13 protein-coding genes are annotated in these 16,408 nt (G+C 48.1%); 8 read left to right on the top strand and 5 right to left on the bottom strand.

Annotated features, from left to right (window positions below):
• Positions 1-98 precede the first annotated feature (98 nt).
• The 7 genes from GA0116948_RS05095 (at position 99) to porN (ending at position 9,491) form a co-directional block, all read left to right on the top strand.
• On the top strand, positions 99-1,280 hold the full coding sequence (locus GA0116948_RS05095) for a DUF4271 domain-containing protein (protein WP_165798409.1): 1,182 nt from the start codon (positions 99-101) through the stop codon (positions 1,278-1,280).
• A gap of 50 nt (positions 1,281-1,330) precedes the next feature.
• Positions 1,331-2,122, top strand: coding sequence for a uroporphyrinogen-III synthase (locus tag GA0116948_RS05100; protein ID WP_089709519.1), 792 nt, complete (start codon positions 1,331-1,333; stop codon positions 2,120-2,122).
• 264 nt (positions 2,123-2,386) lie between these two features.
• Positions 2,387-4,432: a thioredoxin domain-containing protein gene (locus GA0116948_RS05105; protein ID WP_089709521.1), complete on the top strand. Its 2,046-nt coding sequence runs from the start codon at positions 2,387-2,389 to the stop codon at positions 4,430-4,432.
• 262 nt (positions 4,433-4,694) lie between these two features.
• On the top strand, positions 4,695-5,996 hold the full coding sequence (gene porK / locus GA0116948_RS05110; RefSeq protein ID WP_240619181.1) for a T9SS ring complex lipoprotein PorK/GldK: 1,302 nt from the start codon (positions 4,695-4,697) through the stop codon (positions 5,994-5,996).
• 120 nt (positions 5,997-6,116) lie between these two features.
• Positions 6,117-6,854, top strand: coding sequence for a type IX secretion system motor protein PorL/GldL (gene porL / locus GA0116948_RS05115; RefSeq protein WP_240619182.1), 738 nt, complete (start codon positions 6,117-6,119; stop codon positions 6,852-6,854).
• Positions 6,855-6,901: 47 nt separating this feature from the next.
• Positions 6,902-8,428: a type IX secretion system motor protein PorM/GldM gene (porM, locus tag GA0116948_RS05120; RefSeq protein ID WP_089709524.1), complete on the top strand. Its 1,527-nt coding sequence runs from the start codon at positions 6,902-6,904 to the stop codon at positions 8,426-8,428.
• Positions 8,429-8,453: 25 nt separating this feature from the next.
• A complete protein-coding gene (porN, locus tag GA0116948_RS05125; RefSeq protein WP_089709526.1) occupies positions 8,454-9,491 on the top strand; it encodes a type IX secretion system ring subunit PorN/GldN in 1,038 nt (345 codons plus the stop codon).
• A gap of 57 nt (positions 9,492-9,548) precedes the next feature.
• Here the strand turns inward: porN and GA0116948_RS05130 are convergent, their stop codons facing one another.
• The 5 genes from GA0116948_RS05130 to GA0116948_RS05150 form a co-directional block, all read right to left on the bottom strand.
• Entirely contained in the window at positions 9,549-11,099 is a 1,551-nt protein-coding gene (locus tag GA0116948_RS05130; RefSeq protein ID WP_165798410.1) for an ArnT family glycosyltransferase, read from the bottom strand.
• Positions 11,100-11,234: 135 nt separating this feature from the next.
• On the bottom strand, positions 11,235-11,570 hold the full coding sequence (locus GA0116948_RS05135; protein ID WP_089709530.1) for a translation initiation factor: 336 nt from the start codon (positions 11,568-11,570) through the stop codon (positions 11,235-11,237).
• A gap of 23 nt (positions 11,571-11,593) precedes the next feature.
• Positions 11,594-12,487, bottom strand: coding sequence for a diacylglycerol/lipid kinase family protein (locus GA0116948_RS05140; RefSeq protein ID WP_089709532.1), 894 nt, complete (start codon positions 12,485-12,487; stop codon positions 11,594-11,596).
• Positions 12,488-12,518: 31 nt separating this feature from the next.
• On the bottom strand, positions 12,519-13,367 hold the full coding sequence (gene nadC / locus GA0116948_RS05145; RefSeq protein WP_089709534.1) for a carboxylating nicotinate-nucleotide diphosphorylase: 849 nt from the start codon (positions 13,365-13,367) through the stop codon (positions 12,519-12,521).
• A gap of 206 nt (positions 13,368-13,573) precedes the next feature.
• A complete protein-coding gene (locus tag GA0116948_RS05150) occupies positions 13,574-14,014 on the bottom strand; it encodes a DUF4783 domain-containing protein (protein ID WP_165798411.1) in 441 nt (146 codons plus the stop codon).
• A 276-nt stretch (positions 14,015-14,290) separates the two neighbouring features.
• On the opposite strand from GA0116948_RS05150, the gene gpmI reads away from it, so the two are divergent.
• Entirely contained in the window at positions 14,291-15,814 is a 1,524-nt protein-coding gene (gene gpmI / locus GA0116948_RS05155) for a 2,3-bisphosphoglycerate-independent phosphoglycerate mutase (RefSeq protein WP_089709538.1), read from the top strand.
• The last annotated feature ends 594 nt before the right edge of the window (positions 15,815-16,408 follow it).

Raw genomic sequence — 16,408 nt, forward strand, 5'->3', positions numbered from 1 at the left:
GCGCTATAGTCCTGGTCAGCATTGCCGCTACCTTACTCATGCAGAAATATTTCCTTGTGCGTTATTGGTTATTTGTCCTTCTTTTATGCAATAGTACTATGCTTTTCGCCCAAACGGGCAACCCGGCCCATCCGGATACCGGGCAGGCGGGCGTTAAAAAGAGTACCGCTGCAGTGGTCAAAAGAGATTCCCTGGGCCATCCGGTGTCCAGTGCGCCGAAAATACGCCGCGATTCCCTGGGCCGCCCGTTAGGTGTGCAGCCAGTAGTGCGCCGGGATTCGCTGGGTCGCATTATTGCTCCAGTCAAAAGAGATTCCCTGGGCCGCCCTATCCTGGCCAAAGTAAAGCGCGACTCCCTGGGCCGCATACTTCCCCGCGCCAGGCCAGACACTGGCCTGGCAGCCCAGGCAGGTGCGCGTGGTTCCTGGAATAGCAATAACCCATCCGCAACTGCAGCAGATTCTGCCGCCGCCCGGGTAGCCGCCGCCGCCATCGCCCTCAAGCCGGCTCACCGGCCTAGCGCCAGTTCCCTGGCATACGACAGCCTTATGCACGCCCTCCGCAGCAGCAACCTGCTGCTGAATGAGCCTAAGCCACATTATTACGACATGAACCCATTGCGCAACTACCACAACATGGATTGGCTGGTGTATATCATGTTGGTTGTAACACTTATCCTGGGTATTATCCGCATGGTGTATCAAAAATATTTTACTGACCTGTTTCGCGCCTTCACCAATCCTACGCTCAGCCAGCGCCAGTTAAAGGACCAGTTATCGCAGTCGCCTTTCCCTAACTTTTTACTTAATATCTTTTTTGCCATTAGTCTGGGCGTATACCTTTTCCTGGTGATGTACCGGCAGCAATACATTTCCGGCTATAATCCACTTATGCTTATTCCTGCACTCATTCTGCTGGTGGCGGTTATTTATTTCATAAAATATGTAGTGCTGCGTTTGTGCGGATGGTTATTTGGCAATGAAGAGCTGGTAGATGCTTATATATTCATTCTCTATTTGGTGAATAAAGTGGCTGGTGTGGTATTACTTCCCTTTTTGGTAATCCTGGCATTTTGCTCCCCGCCTATCGCGAAGTTTTTCCTCTATATTTCGATAATTTTTATCGTGTTACTAATTGTATATAGGTACATTAGATCTTATTCCCTGGTTAAACAATACCTGTCATTCAGTAAATTGCATTTTTTTCTTTACCTTTGCGCATTCGAGGTCGCGCCCGTACTCATTTTGACGAAGGTGCTCCTGAAACTGGTTAACGGGTAAAATAGCAGTTTACAAGCGAATTGTTAACACTAGCGCAATCACAATAATGTATGATAAAAGGCGGGCCAAAAAAAGACTTGCAGAGTAAACACACCTTGTCGATCCTTATTTCCCAACCTAAGCCTGAAACAGAAAAATCTCCTTATTTCGACTTAGCTAAGAAATACAACGTTAAATTGGATTTCTTTCCATTTATCCGGGTAGAAGGTGTGAGCGGCAAAGATTTCCGGAAGCAAAAGATCGACATTCTGCAATTCACTGCGGTGATCTTTACCAGCCGAAACGCGGTAGATCACTTTTTCCGGGTGTGCGAAGAGATGAAACTAAAAGTATCACAGGATTGCAAATATTTCTGTATTACCGAAGCAGTAGCACTTTATCTTCAAAAATTTATTCTGTATCGTAAACGCAAAGTATTCTATGGTGCAGATGGCTCTTCTAAGAGCCTGCTGGAAGTAATGAATAAGCACCGTGATAACGAAAAGTTTCTCTTCCCCAGCTCCGACAGTCAGCAAAAAGATATTGAAGAATGGCTGAAAGCCAATAAGTGTGAGTATGCTACGGCTAGTCTTTACAAAACCGTTAGCAACGATGTAAAAGAAGTGTTGGGAAAACAGGAATACGATCTCATCGTATTTTTTAGCCCCTTCGGTGTAAAGTCGCTGTTTGAGAACGTACCCGGTTTTGTGCAGAACGGCACGGCAATAGGGGCTTTTGGCCCCACAACTTCCGCTGCTGTAGAGCAGGCTGGTTTGCGGCTAGATGTGAAGGCTCCTGCTCCACAGGCTCCTTCCATGGTGGCGGCCCTGGAGCAATATCTCGTAGGTATTGGCAAAAAATAACCTAGCCAGGTTCTGGTATAATTATACGGATAAATAAAAGCGAAATGATAGCCTTTCTGGTTATCACTACCTAATAAACATAACATTAGTAAGGACTGTCTGAAAAGCGGTCCTTTTTTTATTTTTTTAATATGAATAATTTCAGAACACGGCTTATCTTGTAGAAGACTTAGTGCGTTGAAGAACACCTACTTATCACTTCATTGAGCGCGCATCCGGGGGTAGAACCCAACAGTTGGGTAGCTCCCTTTTTAAATCTCGGAGATGAATCGATTAGCACAGGAAAGCAGTCCGTACTTATTACAGCATGCACATAATCCGGTAGACTGGTACCCCTGGGGAGAGGAAGCGTTGGAGCGGGCCCGCCACGAAAACAAGCCTATCCTGGTAAGTATTGGGTATGCAGCCTGCCACTGGTGTCACGTTATGGAGCGGGAAAGCTTTGAAAATGAAGCTACTGCCGCCCTCATGAACCAGTACTTTATCAACATTAAAATAGACCGGGAAGAACGTCCCGACCTGGATCATATTTATATGGATGCCGTACAGGCCATGACTGGCCAGGGTGGCTGGCCCCTCAACGTGTTTCTGCTGCCGGATACCCGCCCCTTTTACGGCGGCACCTATTTCCCGCCTAAGGCTATGTTTAACCGGGCTTCTTGGACAGATGTGTTGCATTCTATCCGCCAGGCCTATGTTGAAAAACGGGGCGACCTGGAAGCCCAGGCTACACAGCTCATCAGCCACATGACCAATAGTAATGCTTTTGGCCTTAACCCTGCTCTCGAACTGAACATACCCCGCCAGGAATTATTTACCCAGGACCAGTGCCACGATATGTATAAAAACATTATGGCCCAAGCAGACCAAACCTGGGGTGGTTTTGGACGGGCGCCTAAATTTCCGGGGAGCTTTAACATACAATACCTGCTACGCTACGGGCATTTTTTTAAACAGCCTGCTGCCACTGCCCAGGCCCGGTTGTCGCTGGATAAAATGATACAGGGCGGCATTTACGACCAGCTAGGCGGCGGGTTTGCCCGCTACGCTACAGACGAGAAATGGCTGGCTCCGCATTTCGAAAAAATGCTCTATGACAACGCCTTGCTCGTAGACACTTTAAGCGAAGCCTACCAGCTTACCCAAGACGAAACCTATGCTGAGGCCATCCAACATACCCTTGCCTTTATAGAAACGGAGCTGCAAGATGCAAGCGGTGGCTGGTATGCTGCCCTGGACGCAGATTCTGAGGGTGTAGAAGGGAAGTTTTATACTTGGAGCAAGGAAGAAATAGAAAACATATTAATCGAAAAGGCCCAGCTATTCTGCGACTTTTATGGCGTACAAGAGGGGGGGAACTGGGAACATACCAATATTTTGTGGATACCTGAAACCCTTGAAATTTTTGCAAGTAAAAACCACCATGATAAAAACTGGCTGAAACAGGTGCTGGGCGAGTGTAGGGCCGCGTTGTTGGAAGAGCGGAAAAAAAGAGTGCATCCCGGGCTGGATGACAAAATTTTATTAGGGTGGAATGCGTTATTGATGCATGCCTATTGTAAAGCCTATGCCGCTTTAGGCCATCAGCCCTATCTCGATGCGGCGGTAAAAAACGCCGCGTTTTGCTGGGCGCAACTAAAGAAACCGGGTACAGACGCAGCGTTTTTCCATACCTGGAAGGCCGGTCTGGCCAAATATCCGGCCTTCCTGGACGATTATGCCTGGCTGATCCGGGGCATGATAGCCCTGCAGGAAGCCACGGGAGAACTCCAATATCTGGAAAATGCCAAGCTGTTGACGGAGCATGTAATCCATGCTTTTTCCGATGAGCAGCACCTGTTTTTTTATTACACATCTGCTGCACAAAAGGACGTAATTGTCCGTAAAAAGGAAATTTACGACGGGGCAGTACCCAGTGGCAATTCCATCATGGCAGCCAACCTTTGGTACCTAGCACTGGTGTACGACCGGCCAGAATGGTCGGAGCGGGCTGTGAAAATGGGGGCCCAATTATCCCAAACCCTGGCACGCTACCCAACCTCCTTTGGTGTATGGTGTAATTTTGTGTTACAGCTGGTAGTAGGTACGCGTGAAATTGCTATAGTGGGCGGGGCTTTCCGGGACCGGCTGAAAGACATTGGAGCCGTATATATTCCGTTTAGGGTATTGTTGGGAGCGGAAAAAGATCGGCCAGACTACCCTTTGCTGCGCAACCGGGAGCAAGAGGGGCAAACGCTGATCTATGTGTGTGAAAATTATTATTGCCTTAAACCGGTCAAGGACATCAGAGAAATTATTAAATTAATTTAATATTTGTTTTATCTTGCATATAGAGTCAAGATAGTAACTAAAAACGGCCCTGGGCCTGTATAATAAAATGTTAAAATTTGCGTTTATATATCCCGCGAGGGCCTAAACCGGTGAGAAAAGTTTGGAGGAAAAGTGACTACGGATTAAAAAATATCGTTACATTTGCTATCTTCGATAAAACTTTCCGGGTGAATAGTGAGGCGTGTGTCCTTACAACAGGCTAAAAGGCACCTGGCGGTTTCTGCGTAAAACACATATTCTAATGAAAGCTACCCTTATGAAGCTTAATTTTTTCAGTGGTCTTTTTGCGATGGTGCTGGTTAGCCTGCTGGCCAGTTGTGGCGGTAGTAAAAAAGCTCCGAGCAATGCGCAAGGGCAATTAATCGGTGTAAGTCCCAGACCGAAGTATTTTCCCCCTGTACCTTATGGGATGGTGTATGTGCCATCCGGCACTTTTCACATGGGGCCTAGTGATGAGGATGTAAACTATTCCTTCACAGCGCGCAACAAGGCGATTTCTATCTCTGGTTTCTATATGGATGCCACCGAGATTACGAACAATGAATACCGCCAGTTTGTAAACTGGGTACGGGACTCTGTGGCGCATATTTTGCTGGGTCATGTAAAGCAGGATGACGGGCAGGATTACATCGACTGGAAGCAGAAGATTAATTATGCGGATAAGGCCACCATGGAAAAGATGGAGCCTCTTTATTATTCGCAGGAAAACCGCTTATACGGGAAAAAAGAGATTGATGTTTATAAGCTGATCTACCATTCAGAAACGTTTAACTGGGATCAGGCAAAGCTGCGTTCTAATGCCGGCAAGCCGCGCTCACAGTTTATTGTGAAAAAAGACGTGCCCATTTACCCGGACACCCTTTGCTGGATACGTGATTTCTCCTACGCTTATAACGAGCCTATGACGCGTATGTACTTCTGGCACCCGGCATTCGACAGGTATCCGGTGGTAGGGGTTAACTGGCACCAGGCCAATGCTTTCAATGAATGGCGCAGCCGTTATTGGGAAGATTACCGTCAGTCTAAAAAGCTCTTTACAGAAGATAAGTTCCAGTTGCCTTCAGAAGCCCAGTGGGAATATGCTGCCCGCGGTGGTCGTGAGCAAGCGCCCTTCCCTTGGGGCGGTGTATACATTCGCAATAAAAAAGGATGTTTGCTGGCTAACTTTAAGCCGGGCCGTGGCGATTATCCGGAAGATGGCGGTTTTTATACCGTTGCTGCGGATGCGTATTGGCCAAACGATTACGGTCTATATAATATGGCAGGTAACGTAGCAGAATGGACACAGGACGTGTATTATGAAAATGCTTACTCCTTCACTTCCGATATGAACCCGTACCTGCGTATGGATATACCAGATACGGCAGCACCGAAAATGAAACGTAAGGCCGTAAGAGGCGGCTCGTGGAAAGATATCGGTTTTTTTCTGCAAAACGGTACCCGTTCCTACGAATACCAGGACAGTGCTAAATCCTACATTGGTTTCCGTTGTACGATCGCCTTCTTGAGCCGCTCCCGTAACGATTTCAGCAAGCATAAGTAATTCTGGAATACAAACTCTGTAGAAAAACAGCAAGGTCGTTAGCGCAATTAACTATTCCATAAACTTCAATTTTAACCTAAACAAAATTTAAATTAAAAAAGTAAATTTTAACCTATGGCTATGAATCCTAACAAAGCGAAATGGCTCAACTTTTTTGTATGTACGGCTGCATCTGTGGTGATCATCGGGGCCTTGTTCAAATTGGAACACTGGAAAGGTGCTGACATCGCCTTGATCCTTGGATTGAGTGTAGAGGCATTGATTTTCTTCGTATACGCATTTGTACCTGATACCGGCGGCCATGAGGCCCCGGCCCATACTACTGTTGTTGCTGCTGGCAGCCCTAATGTGGCTGGTTTGGATAAAATGCTGGGTGATGCTAATATCACGCCAGTAAGCCTGCAACGCCTGAGCGAAAACTTCCAGAAACTGGGCACTACCGTAGACAAGATGCGTGACATCTCTGACGTGGTAGCTGCAACAGGCGATTATACTGCCAAAACGAAAGAAGCTGCCGTAGCAGTAGGTAACGTAGCTACTGCGTATACCAACGCTGCCGCTGCCGTGTCTTCTTTCAACAGCGCTTCAGACGCTACCAAATCTTTCCACGAGCAAATGCAGGTGATGAGCAAAAACCTCGCTTCGCTCAACGCTATTTATGAATTGGAGTTGCAGGATACCAATAATCACCTGAAAGCCATGAACAAATTTTACGGCAACCTGGTGAATGCATCCGCAGCCATGAATGGTAGCGTGGAAGATGCCAAGAAAACACAGGAACAGATCGCGCTGCTGGCTAAAAACCTCGGCAACCTGAACACTGTATATGGTAATATGCTTTCTGCAATGAAAGGATAAGGATTGTTATAGTTAAATAAAAACTTTCATCTAAAAGAAAAAAAACTATGGCATTACCTAGAGACCCCAGGCAAAAGATGGTAAACATCATGTACCTGGTACTTACTGCTATGCTCGCATTGAACGTGTCCGCAGAAATCCTGAATGCATTTACCATCGTAAACAATTCTATCGATCACTCGAATTTATCCATTACCGGAAAAAATAATTCTGTTTACAGCGCTTTTGATAAGCAATTAGCAGCCGATCCCGGAAGAGTAGGTCCGCTGAAGGCCAAAGCAGACGCGGTTAAATCAGAGGCGCAAGCCGCATACGACTCTCTGGAAGCATTGAAACAGCTCATCGTAAAAGAAAGCGGTGGCTGGGAAGAAGTAAATGGTGAAAAAGAGGTGAAAGAAAAGGCTAATCTGGACGTGCCTACCCGCATCATGGAGAACCAGAAAAGAGGTCCGGCTTTGGAAGCACTGCTCAAAAAGTTCCGTACCAACCTGCTGAATAACGTAGATCCTAAAGAAAAAGAAGCCTTCAACAAAGCGCTGCCTTTGCAGATAGAAGACCGGTATAAAGGAGAAGATGGTAAAGACAAATCCTGGACTACCTACCACTTTAACATGGTGCCAGTGGTTGCTGCCGTAACCATTATCGGTAAGCTGCAAAACGACGTGAAAAATTCCGAGGCAATGGTAGCTGAAGACCTGTTGAAACAGATCCACGCGAACGATATTCCCTTCGATAAGATGCAGTCTTTCGTGTCAATGGACTCCCGCAACTTGCAGGAAGGCCAGACGCTCACCGCCCACATCGCGATTGGGGCCTACAGCAGTACGGTAAATCCAGACATCGTTGTAAATGGTCAAACGCTGAAAGTAGAAAATGGTATCGCTACTTATACCATGCCGGTATCTGGCCTGGGAGAAAAGAAACTGACCGGTACTATTTCTTTGAAAAAACCAAATGGTGAAGTAATTAATGCCGATATCGATGAAGCCTACACCGTAGGTGCGTCTGCGACTTCTATCTCTGCCGATAAGATGAATGTGCTTTATATAGGCGTACAAAATCCTATCTCTATCACTGCAGCGGGTGTACCAGCCGAAAAGGTAGAAGCTTCAGTAACTGGTGGTAGCATTGCTAAGAAAGCTGCAGGCCAGTTCCTGGTTACCGTGAGCGCCCCCGGCAAAGCTAATATTAACGTATCTGCCGATGGGAAAACACTCAGCTCAAAAGAGTTCCGGGTGAAGTTCATTCCCGATCCGGTATTGAAAGTTGGGTTTAACAAATCAGGTTATATGAAAGCTTCCGAGTTCAAAGTACAAGGCGGCTTGCGGGCCGACCTGGAAAACTTTGAATTTGAAGGGGTGAAATATGATGTAGTAGGTTACCGCATTGGTATCGATGCAAAGGGAAAAGATTACGCAGAAGGGGATGCTAACAGCGCTTATTTCCCATCCACCGTAAAAGCCACTATTGCTTCGCTGAAACCAGGTGACCAGGTGTATTTCGATAACGTAAAGGTGAAAGGCCCGGATGGTCGCGTAAGGGACATGGGCAACATCTCTTTCAAATTAAACTAACACGGTTCTATTCAATTTGATTTCTATGCGTTCAACAATGATTAATCGAATAGCATGGTGCGTTTTACTGGTAACCCTGATCGCCACCAGCGCCGATGCACAAGGCCGCCGTGGGGGAACGACCAGGAGGAAACCAACGGCTGCCCAGCAGGCTGACACGCTCAGCGGTGTAACAAATCCGGCTACCGGCAATACTGTGGCAACACCACCGCCCACCACCGACGCTAAACCGTCGCTGCGCCCGGACGGTATCGCTGCCGGCCCGTTGATTGATACGCCCCGCACCTCTAAACGGGTAGACGGAGTGACGGCTAAAACCCTCATTCGCGACCGTACACCCCTTGCTTACGATTATATCCGGGAAGATGACAAGTTCTGGGAAAAACGTGTGTGGCAGATCATCGACATCCGCGAAAAAATGAACTTACCTTTCCAATATAATGTGGAGGATGAAAGCGGTACCAACCAGTTGTTCATTAACATTATGCTGAACGCTATCAAAAATAAAGAGATAGAAGCCTTTAATCCTATCGATGACCGTTTCACCACTCCCATCTCTTACGAAGAGATTAAAAGCAAACTGCAAGGGGAAGTTAAGTCCGTGCGCAGCATTGATCCCGTAACCGGTGAGGAAAAAATGGTGGAAACCCAGGATGATTTTAATCCTGAAACCATCAAGCAATACAAGGTGAAAGAAGTTTGGGTAATCGATAAAGAGGCTTCTGCCATGAAAGTGCGCATCCTCGGCATTGCGCCCATGGTATCGCGTATGAATGAAGATGGTACGTTACGTGCGGCTATTCCTTTGTTCTGGCTATACTATCCCGATATGCGCCCGGTGCTGGCCAAGTACGATGTATATAACCAAAATAACGACGCCGGCAGCATGAGTTGGGAAGATGTATTTGAAATGCGCTTTTTCTCCAGCTACATCATTAAAGAGAATAATAACTACAACCGCGAGATTAAAGACTACATTAAGGATGGCGTAATGCGCCTGATGGAAGGCCAGGCCATCCATGACAAGATCTTTAATAAAGAACAAGATCTCTGGCAATACTAATAGTTGAACGCACTTTTCAAAAGCGGCAATCCGGAAAGCGGGTTGCCGCTTTTGTTTTTAGCGTAGTGTCTTGCTATTTCGGCCCTCATACTCATTCACCGTCGCCTTTGCCTTCTTCCGCAGCAGCTCCAGCAGTCCGGGTTGTAGCCTGGTCAACGTAAAAACCGCCGTGCCTTGTTCCCGCGCATATGCATTTGTTACTTCCCCTTCTTTTACAATACTGCCGGATACTTTCTTCGCTAATTCATCTGGTTCATCATCCAGTAAAATGATAGCCTGTAACGTATCTATTTTCGGGAACCAGTATGCATAATCTGCATTGTAGGCAATGGCTTCGGGCATCTTCCCCCGGTTATAATAATTCAGGGCCCCTGCCTGTCCATAGTTGCCGCAAATAACAAGGATGTTGGGCTTCACACTGTCCGGCAATTTGCGATACGCGCTGAGCGCCAATGCCGCCATATCGTGCCAGCCCTGCATATCAGCAAAGTCTTGTGGCAGCAAATGATCTTTACCATCTTCCCAGTGCAGCAGACCAAGTCGCTGCATGCGGGTGTGCTGTGTTTGCAGTTTTGCCGGGCTGGAGATCGGAAATACAATGTCTGCTACCCTGATCATCAATGCTACGGGAATAAGCAGCCAGGCCACGCGCCAGTAGCGCTGGCGGCCGGCCTGAAACAAGTGTTCAAAATATACGCTGCCAAAGGCCATCAGCGTGGGATACAGCCCAAAGGCATAATAAGATTTACCATGCGCCACTATGTAAATGATGATCACAAAAAAGAACGACCATGCCACGGCACGGTAGGGCCGGAAAGGTGCATACAGGAAAAGCGCCACTAGTGCGCCGGCCCACAGGAAGATAACATTGGCCAGGAACATCAACTGGTCAATGATAAAACCACCGGCGGTTACATTCACTAATTGTGTTTTACTGAGTTCACGCATGTGGTGCACCACCGGGAAATTATGTTGCACCTGCCATACCAGGTTAGGTAACGCAATAAGCAACGCAATACCCGGCGCATACCAAAAATGTTTGCGCGTAAATAACACCCGCTGTGGTGTGAGCAACAATGCGGGCAGCAACCCTGCCACGAGGAACACTACATTGTATTTATTAAGGAAACTTATTCCCAGCGCGGCCCCCAACCAGATCATCCACTTGCTTTTTTCTGTTCGGATATATTGGATCAAACAATAATAGACCAGCGTCCAGGAAAGAATGTCAAAGGAAACGGGTTGGAACAACATGTTCACGCGTAAGAACGAAGAAAAGATGAAGGCGGTCGCTGCCAGTACCTGTGCATACAAACGCCCGCCCAGCGCGGCGGTGAGCCGCCATATCACCAGTAATGTAAGCGCGCCGAAAAGGGCCGGTACCAGGTGGACGGCCCACTCGCCATTTCCCAGCCAATGAATAAAGATGGCTTCCAAAGCCGATAAGGGTGGAACGCTCAGGTAGCCCCAGGCCGGATGGTTGCCCAGGTCCAGGTGTAAATATTCATCGCGGTGAAGATCGTAAGCAGGGGATATGATGCAGTATTGCAGCAGTATTTTCAGGCAAAGGAGTACTGGTAAGATCCACGTATTCTTTCGTACAGGCATAAAGAAACTTTGCAACAAAATACAAAATATAAATGTTTGCACGGTTGCCATACGGCGGCGCCGTGCTAAAATACCGATAGCCGCCGGTAGGTTGCCGGCGGCTATCGGTAAGCATAAGCCTATGTTCGGTAAAAGTTATTTCGTTTTAGTATAGCCCCATCCCACCAGCCATTGTACCACCTTGACTTTATAATCGCCCTGTATGATGATCTGCCCGTCCTTAGCGCTGCCGCCGGTGCCGCATTTTGTTTTCAGTTCCTTGCCCAGTTTTTCCAAGTCGTCTGTAGTGCCAATGAAGCCATCTACCAGCGTTACTGTTTTGCCACCACGTTGTTTGGTGTCCAGTTTAACCCGCAGTAGCTGCTGTGCAGGAGGCAAAGTTTCCTGGATGTCCGGCGTAGGCTGTTCCGGTTTAAAATCCGGGTTGGTGGAATAAACAATACCGCTGGTGGTTCTTTTGTTTTTGGACATAAGCATTCATTTTAAAAGATAAATTATTCGGCCACGATCACCTGGAGCGATGCCGGTTCCAGCCGGAATGTTACCTGCTGGCCACAGGTTAGGGGAACAGCGTCTCCATCTACCTGCAGGCATTCGAGCTGCTCGCTGTGTATGGTTACCGAGCGGCCAGTGTAATGTTGCATGTAACTTGTTTTTTGCAGGTTGCCCCGGAGGGAGTGAAAGCTCAAAGGTGCCAGTTGCCAGAAATTGATAGGGCGCACCAGGCAGAGGTCAAATTGCCCGTCAAACACCGTGGCTTCCGAAGCAAGTTTAAATTCAAAGCCAAACTGGTTGCTGTTGGCAATGGTAAGCAGGAAAGCGGGTTCGCTGAGTTGTTTACCGTCTATATTGATATGATAAGGCAAATAGCGGTAATTCCGGAAACTTTTGATCACCTGGCTGGCGTAGCCATATAGGCCGCGGTGTTTAGTATGGCGGAATTCCTCGGCCACCCTGGCGTCGAAACCAATGCCGGCATTACTGAGGAACAGGTGTTCATTGGCAAAGCCTACGTCCATGAGCCGGGATCTCCCGGTGGCGATCAGTTCCATGGCCTTATTTACATTAAGGGGAATCTTTAACGCCCGGGCCAGACCGTTGCCGCTGCCCAAGGGTATGATGGCCAGCGCGGTATTACTCCCCACCAGTCCCCTGGCAATTTCATTGATAGAGCCATCGCCACCTACCGCCACTACGATGTCGAACCCCCTGGTTACTGCATCGCGGGCCAGGTCATGGCCGTGGCCCAGGTAGGCGAGGTACACCGTTTCTACGTGAAAGGTGGAGTCCGGAAAATGCTGGAGGATAAAGTCATCCAGCCTTTTTTGCCGGTTAGTACCGGCATTCCGGTTAATAATAATGAGGATCTTTTTCAAAATTCTTTGCATGCTGGTATATAAGATTGGATGCTAGCGGCGCTTATAACGCTTTGAGGCTCAGATCCAGGCTCACGGCGTGGTGGATGATAGCGCCTGCGGAGATGTAATCTACGCCGGTTTGTGCATAGGAAACTATATTTTCCAGTGTAATACCGCCGGAGGCTTCTGTTTCGACCTTTCCTTGTATAAGTTCCAGGGCGGCCCGGAGTTGATCTGTCGTATAGTTGTCCAGCATAATGCGATCTACCTTGCCTGTGGCCAGCGCTTGCTCCACGTCCGTAAGATTGCGTGTTTCCACCTCAATGCGGAGATGTAGGTCATGCGCTTTCAGATAGTCAACCGTGCGGGCCACGGCAGCAGGTATGCCACCAGCAAAGTCAATGTGATTGTCTTTTAGCATAATCATATCGTACAAGCCCATGCGGTGATTGATGCCCCCCCCGATGCGCACAGCTTCTTTTTCCAGCAGGCGGAAATTGGGGGTGGTTTTACGGGTATCGAGGATACGGCTATGATAAGGTTGTAACAATTGTACGTATTGATGGGTGAGCGTGGCAATGCCGCTCATCCGCTGCATGCAGTTCAGGACTAGTCTTTCGGCGGTAAGCAGGGTATGCACATGAGCGGCCACGGTAAAGGCTACTTCACCAGCCTGCATTGGCTCACCGTCTTTTTTAAGGGCGGTAAATACGGTGGCAGGCTCCAGGTGCCGGAAAATAGCTTCGGCTACTTCCATGCCAGCCAGGATGCCGGCTTCCTTAATCTTGAGCTGTGCTTTGCCCTCTGCGTTGGCGGGAATGCAAGCCAGGGTAGAATGATCGCCGCTGCCCACGTCTTCTGCCAGCGCACTGGTAATGAATGCTGATAATGCGATTGTATCTAATGCCATAGTTCTTGGAATTTTAAAACGGGTGGCCGTTTTAGGCTTCGGTGGCAAAATTACATTAATCCCGGCAGTCAGGGATTAGATTGGAATTAACCTGCTAATGCCTTGCCAGGACGTGGGCCGGTTATGTTTAGCTAGACTGCCGTGTTTTTATCAAAAAAAAAAGCTCCGCATAGCGGAGCAAGGAAGTGCTGTAGGTGAAGGTTTGCTTATTTGGTTTCGAAGCGTAATTCGTTCAACACCATGCTGCTGCCTTTTTTTTGAAGCAGGAAATAAGTGCGGTAGGCACCTGCGGCAGTATTCATATTACCGATACCGAATCGGGAACCGCCGCCACCTTCTCCCTGGTGTAAGAGGTCGAAAGATTTTACCTGGTTTTTGGAGAAAAACTCCTTCAGGATCACCTCTGCCTGCGTTTTGCTATAAGAGTTAGACTTGCCGGAAATATTTATCTCAATGGTATTGTCGAGATAAGGAGTAAGTCCGCTTACATTGCCTTGTTTAATGGCGGATACCACCAGGTCGAAAGTGCCTGCCGGGGCAGTCTTGGCCTTTGTGTTATCTTGAGAGGAATGTGCCGGTGCTGTAAATGCAGTGAATATAATTACCGCACCCAAGGCCCATAACACATACATTATTTTTTTCATCATACTGTATTTTAACTGCATATCATATGCCTGATAACTTTAATATGCCAAAACTATGCCAAAAACCTATGTCTGGTGCGGCTTTGCGGCGATTGTTATTTTTTGGAGGCGCTAATGTATAAAAACGAATGGAAAATAATATCATATGGCTGTTTTTAAACTGCTGCTAAAGAAAGGTATCTTACGAGGAGGCCGTGTTTACTGGCCCGCACTATGATTTCCGCTTTTTAAGCCCGCAGCATCTATTATCTTTGTGACCGAATTATAAAACAGAACCGGATGGAAAAGAACAAAGCCATTTTGATCATCATGGATGGTTGGGCGCAGGGTAAAGTAAAGGATGCCGATGCGGTAGCCAATGCAAAAACCCCTTTCGTAGACAGTTTATACCAGCAATACCCCCACAGCACCTTGGTTACCTGGGGAGAAGAAGTAGGCTTGCCGGAAGGGCAAATGGGCAACTCCGAAGTTGGTCATCTCAACATTGGAGCAGGCCGCATCGTGTATCAGGAACTGCAACGCATCAACGTAGCCATCCGGGAAGGTGAACTAGCGCAAAACCCGGTGCTCCAGGAAACGCTTCAATATGCCAAATCCAATGATAAAGCCCTCCATCTCATAGGGCTTGTGAGCGATGGAGGGGTACATTCCCATATCAACCACATCAAAGCCCTGGTAAACATTGCCATCTCCATGGGCCTTTCTAAAGTATATCTTCATGCCTTCACCGACGGGAGGGATACGGATCCGAAGAGCGGCCTGGGTTTCCTCACGGACCTGCAACAACACCTGGACCAGCACGGTGGTAAAATTGCTTCCGTAACGGGCCGTTATTATGCGATGGACCGCGACAAACGCTGGGAGCGGGTGAAGCTGGCTTATGATGCCCTCACCAAAGGCGTGGGTACCAAAGCCACCGATGCCCTGGCAGCCGTGAAAGCCTCTTATGAGGCGGGTGTAACAGACGAATTTATTAAGCCCATCATCCTTACCGATGCGGCCCAGCAGCCCGTTGCCACCCTCCAGGAAGGTGATGCGGTGCTGTGCTTTAACTTCCGCACCGACCGTTGCCGGGAGATCACCCAGGTGCTTACCCAGCAGGATTTCCCGGAATTTGAGATGCACACCATTCCGCTGTTCTACACCACCATGACCCAGTACGATAAAACATACAAAGGCGTTCATGTAATTTTCGAGAACGACAACCTGAACATGACCCTGGGTGAAGTGATTGCCCTGCAAGGGGGTAAGCAAATCCGAATTGCCGAAACAGAAAAATACCCGCACGTATCTTTCTTTTTCAGTGGTGGCCGAGAAAAAGAATTTGAAGGCGAGCGCCGCCTCATGGCCGCATCTCCCAAAGTAGCTACCTACGACCTGCAGCCGGAAATGAGCGCACATGAAATTACCGCGAAGATTGTGGCCGAAATCAATGCCGAAAGCGCTGATTTCATTGCCCTGAACTTTGCCAATGCCGATATGGTAGGCCATACCGGCATCTGGCAGGCCGCCATTAAAGCGGTAGAAACCGTAGACGCCTGTGTAAAAGAGGTCGTGACCGCCTCCCTAAACCATGGCTACACCGTATTCCTAACCGCCGACCATGGCAATGCCGATTTCATGGTAAATGCCGATGGTACGCCCAACACTGCCCACACCTTGAATCCGGTGCCTTTCTTTATTATTAACAAGGACTTTCGGGGCAGCATCCGGCCAGGAAAGCTGGGCGACATTGCGCCTACTATCCTGCACTTCATGGGTATTCCGGTACCCAAAGAAATGACCGGCACCGTACTCGTATAATTATCCAGTAACGTAAGATATACCCGGCAAACCGCAGCAAGCAATAGCTGCGGTTTTTTTATTGCCAGGCATGTAACTTTTGCGGCGTAGCTCTCGTTTTAATGTAAGGTGTCCGGGAAAAGTGGCAATTTGAATCACCAGTAAAACAGCAATGGATACCCGAAGGTTAAAATTGATCTTGTTTAGGTTAGAATAGCATAGTGAGCAAAGGTTTAAACTTTTTTTAGTGCTCTCGACAGATTTGCTCATGCTTAGATGCGCCGTATTCACGGCGCATATTTTTTGGTGCGCCACGCATGGCGATAAACTAGACGGTGTAAGTCCGTTATGGGGGTATGTAATCGCCAACCATTAGCCAAGAGCAAGGGTGTCCATCGCGAGGTGGAATCTGAAGGAAGCTGTCGGCAAAGTTCTGGCCCGAGGAACACGAACACCATTAGGCAGAAGCTGTGGGGGGTAAGCTTGCCAAACAAAGCGAAGCCCAAAGATTACACGGACATAGTACTGTAGATGGTGCGGGTAGATGGAATGAAAGTTTATCGTCTTACCGTGGGAGATCTCACCGACGTGCGGAAACGGTGTATGAAGCACGGT

The sequence above is a fragment of the Chitinophaga costaii genome (genome assembly GCF_900094705.1).
GTDB lineage: Bacteria > Bacteroidota > Bacteroidia > Chitinophagales > Chitinophagaceae > Chitinophaga > Chitinophaga costaii.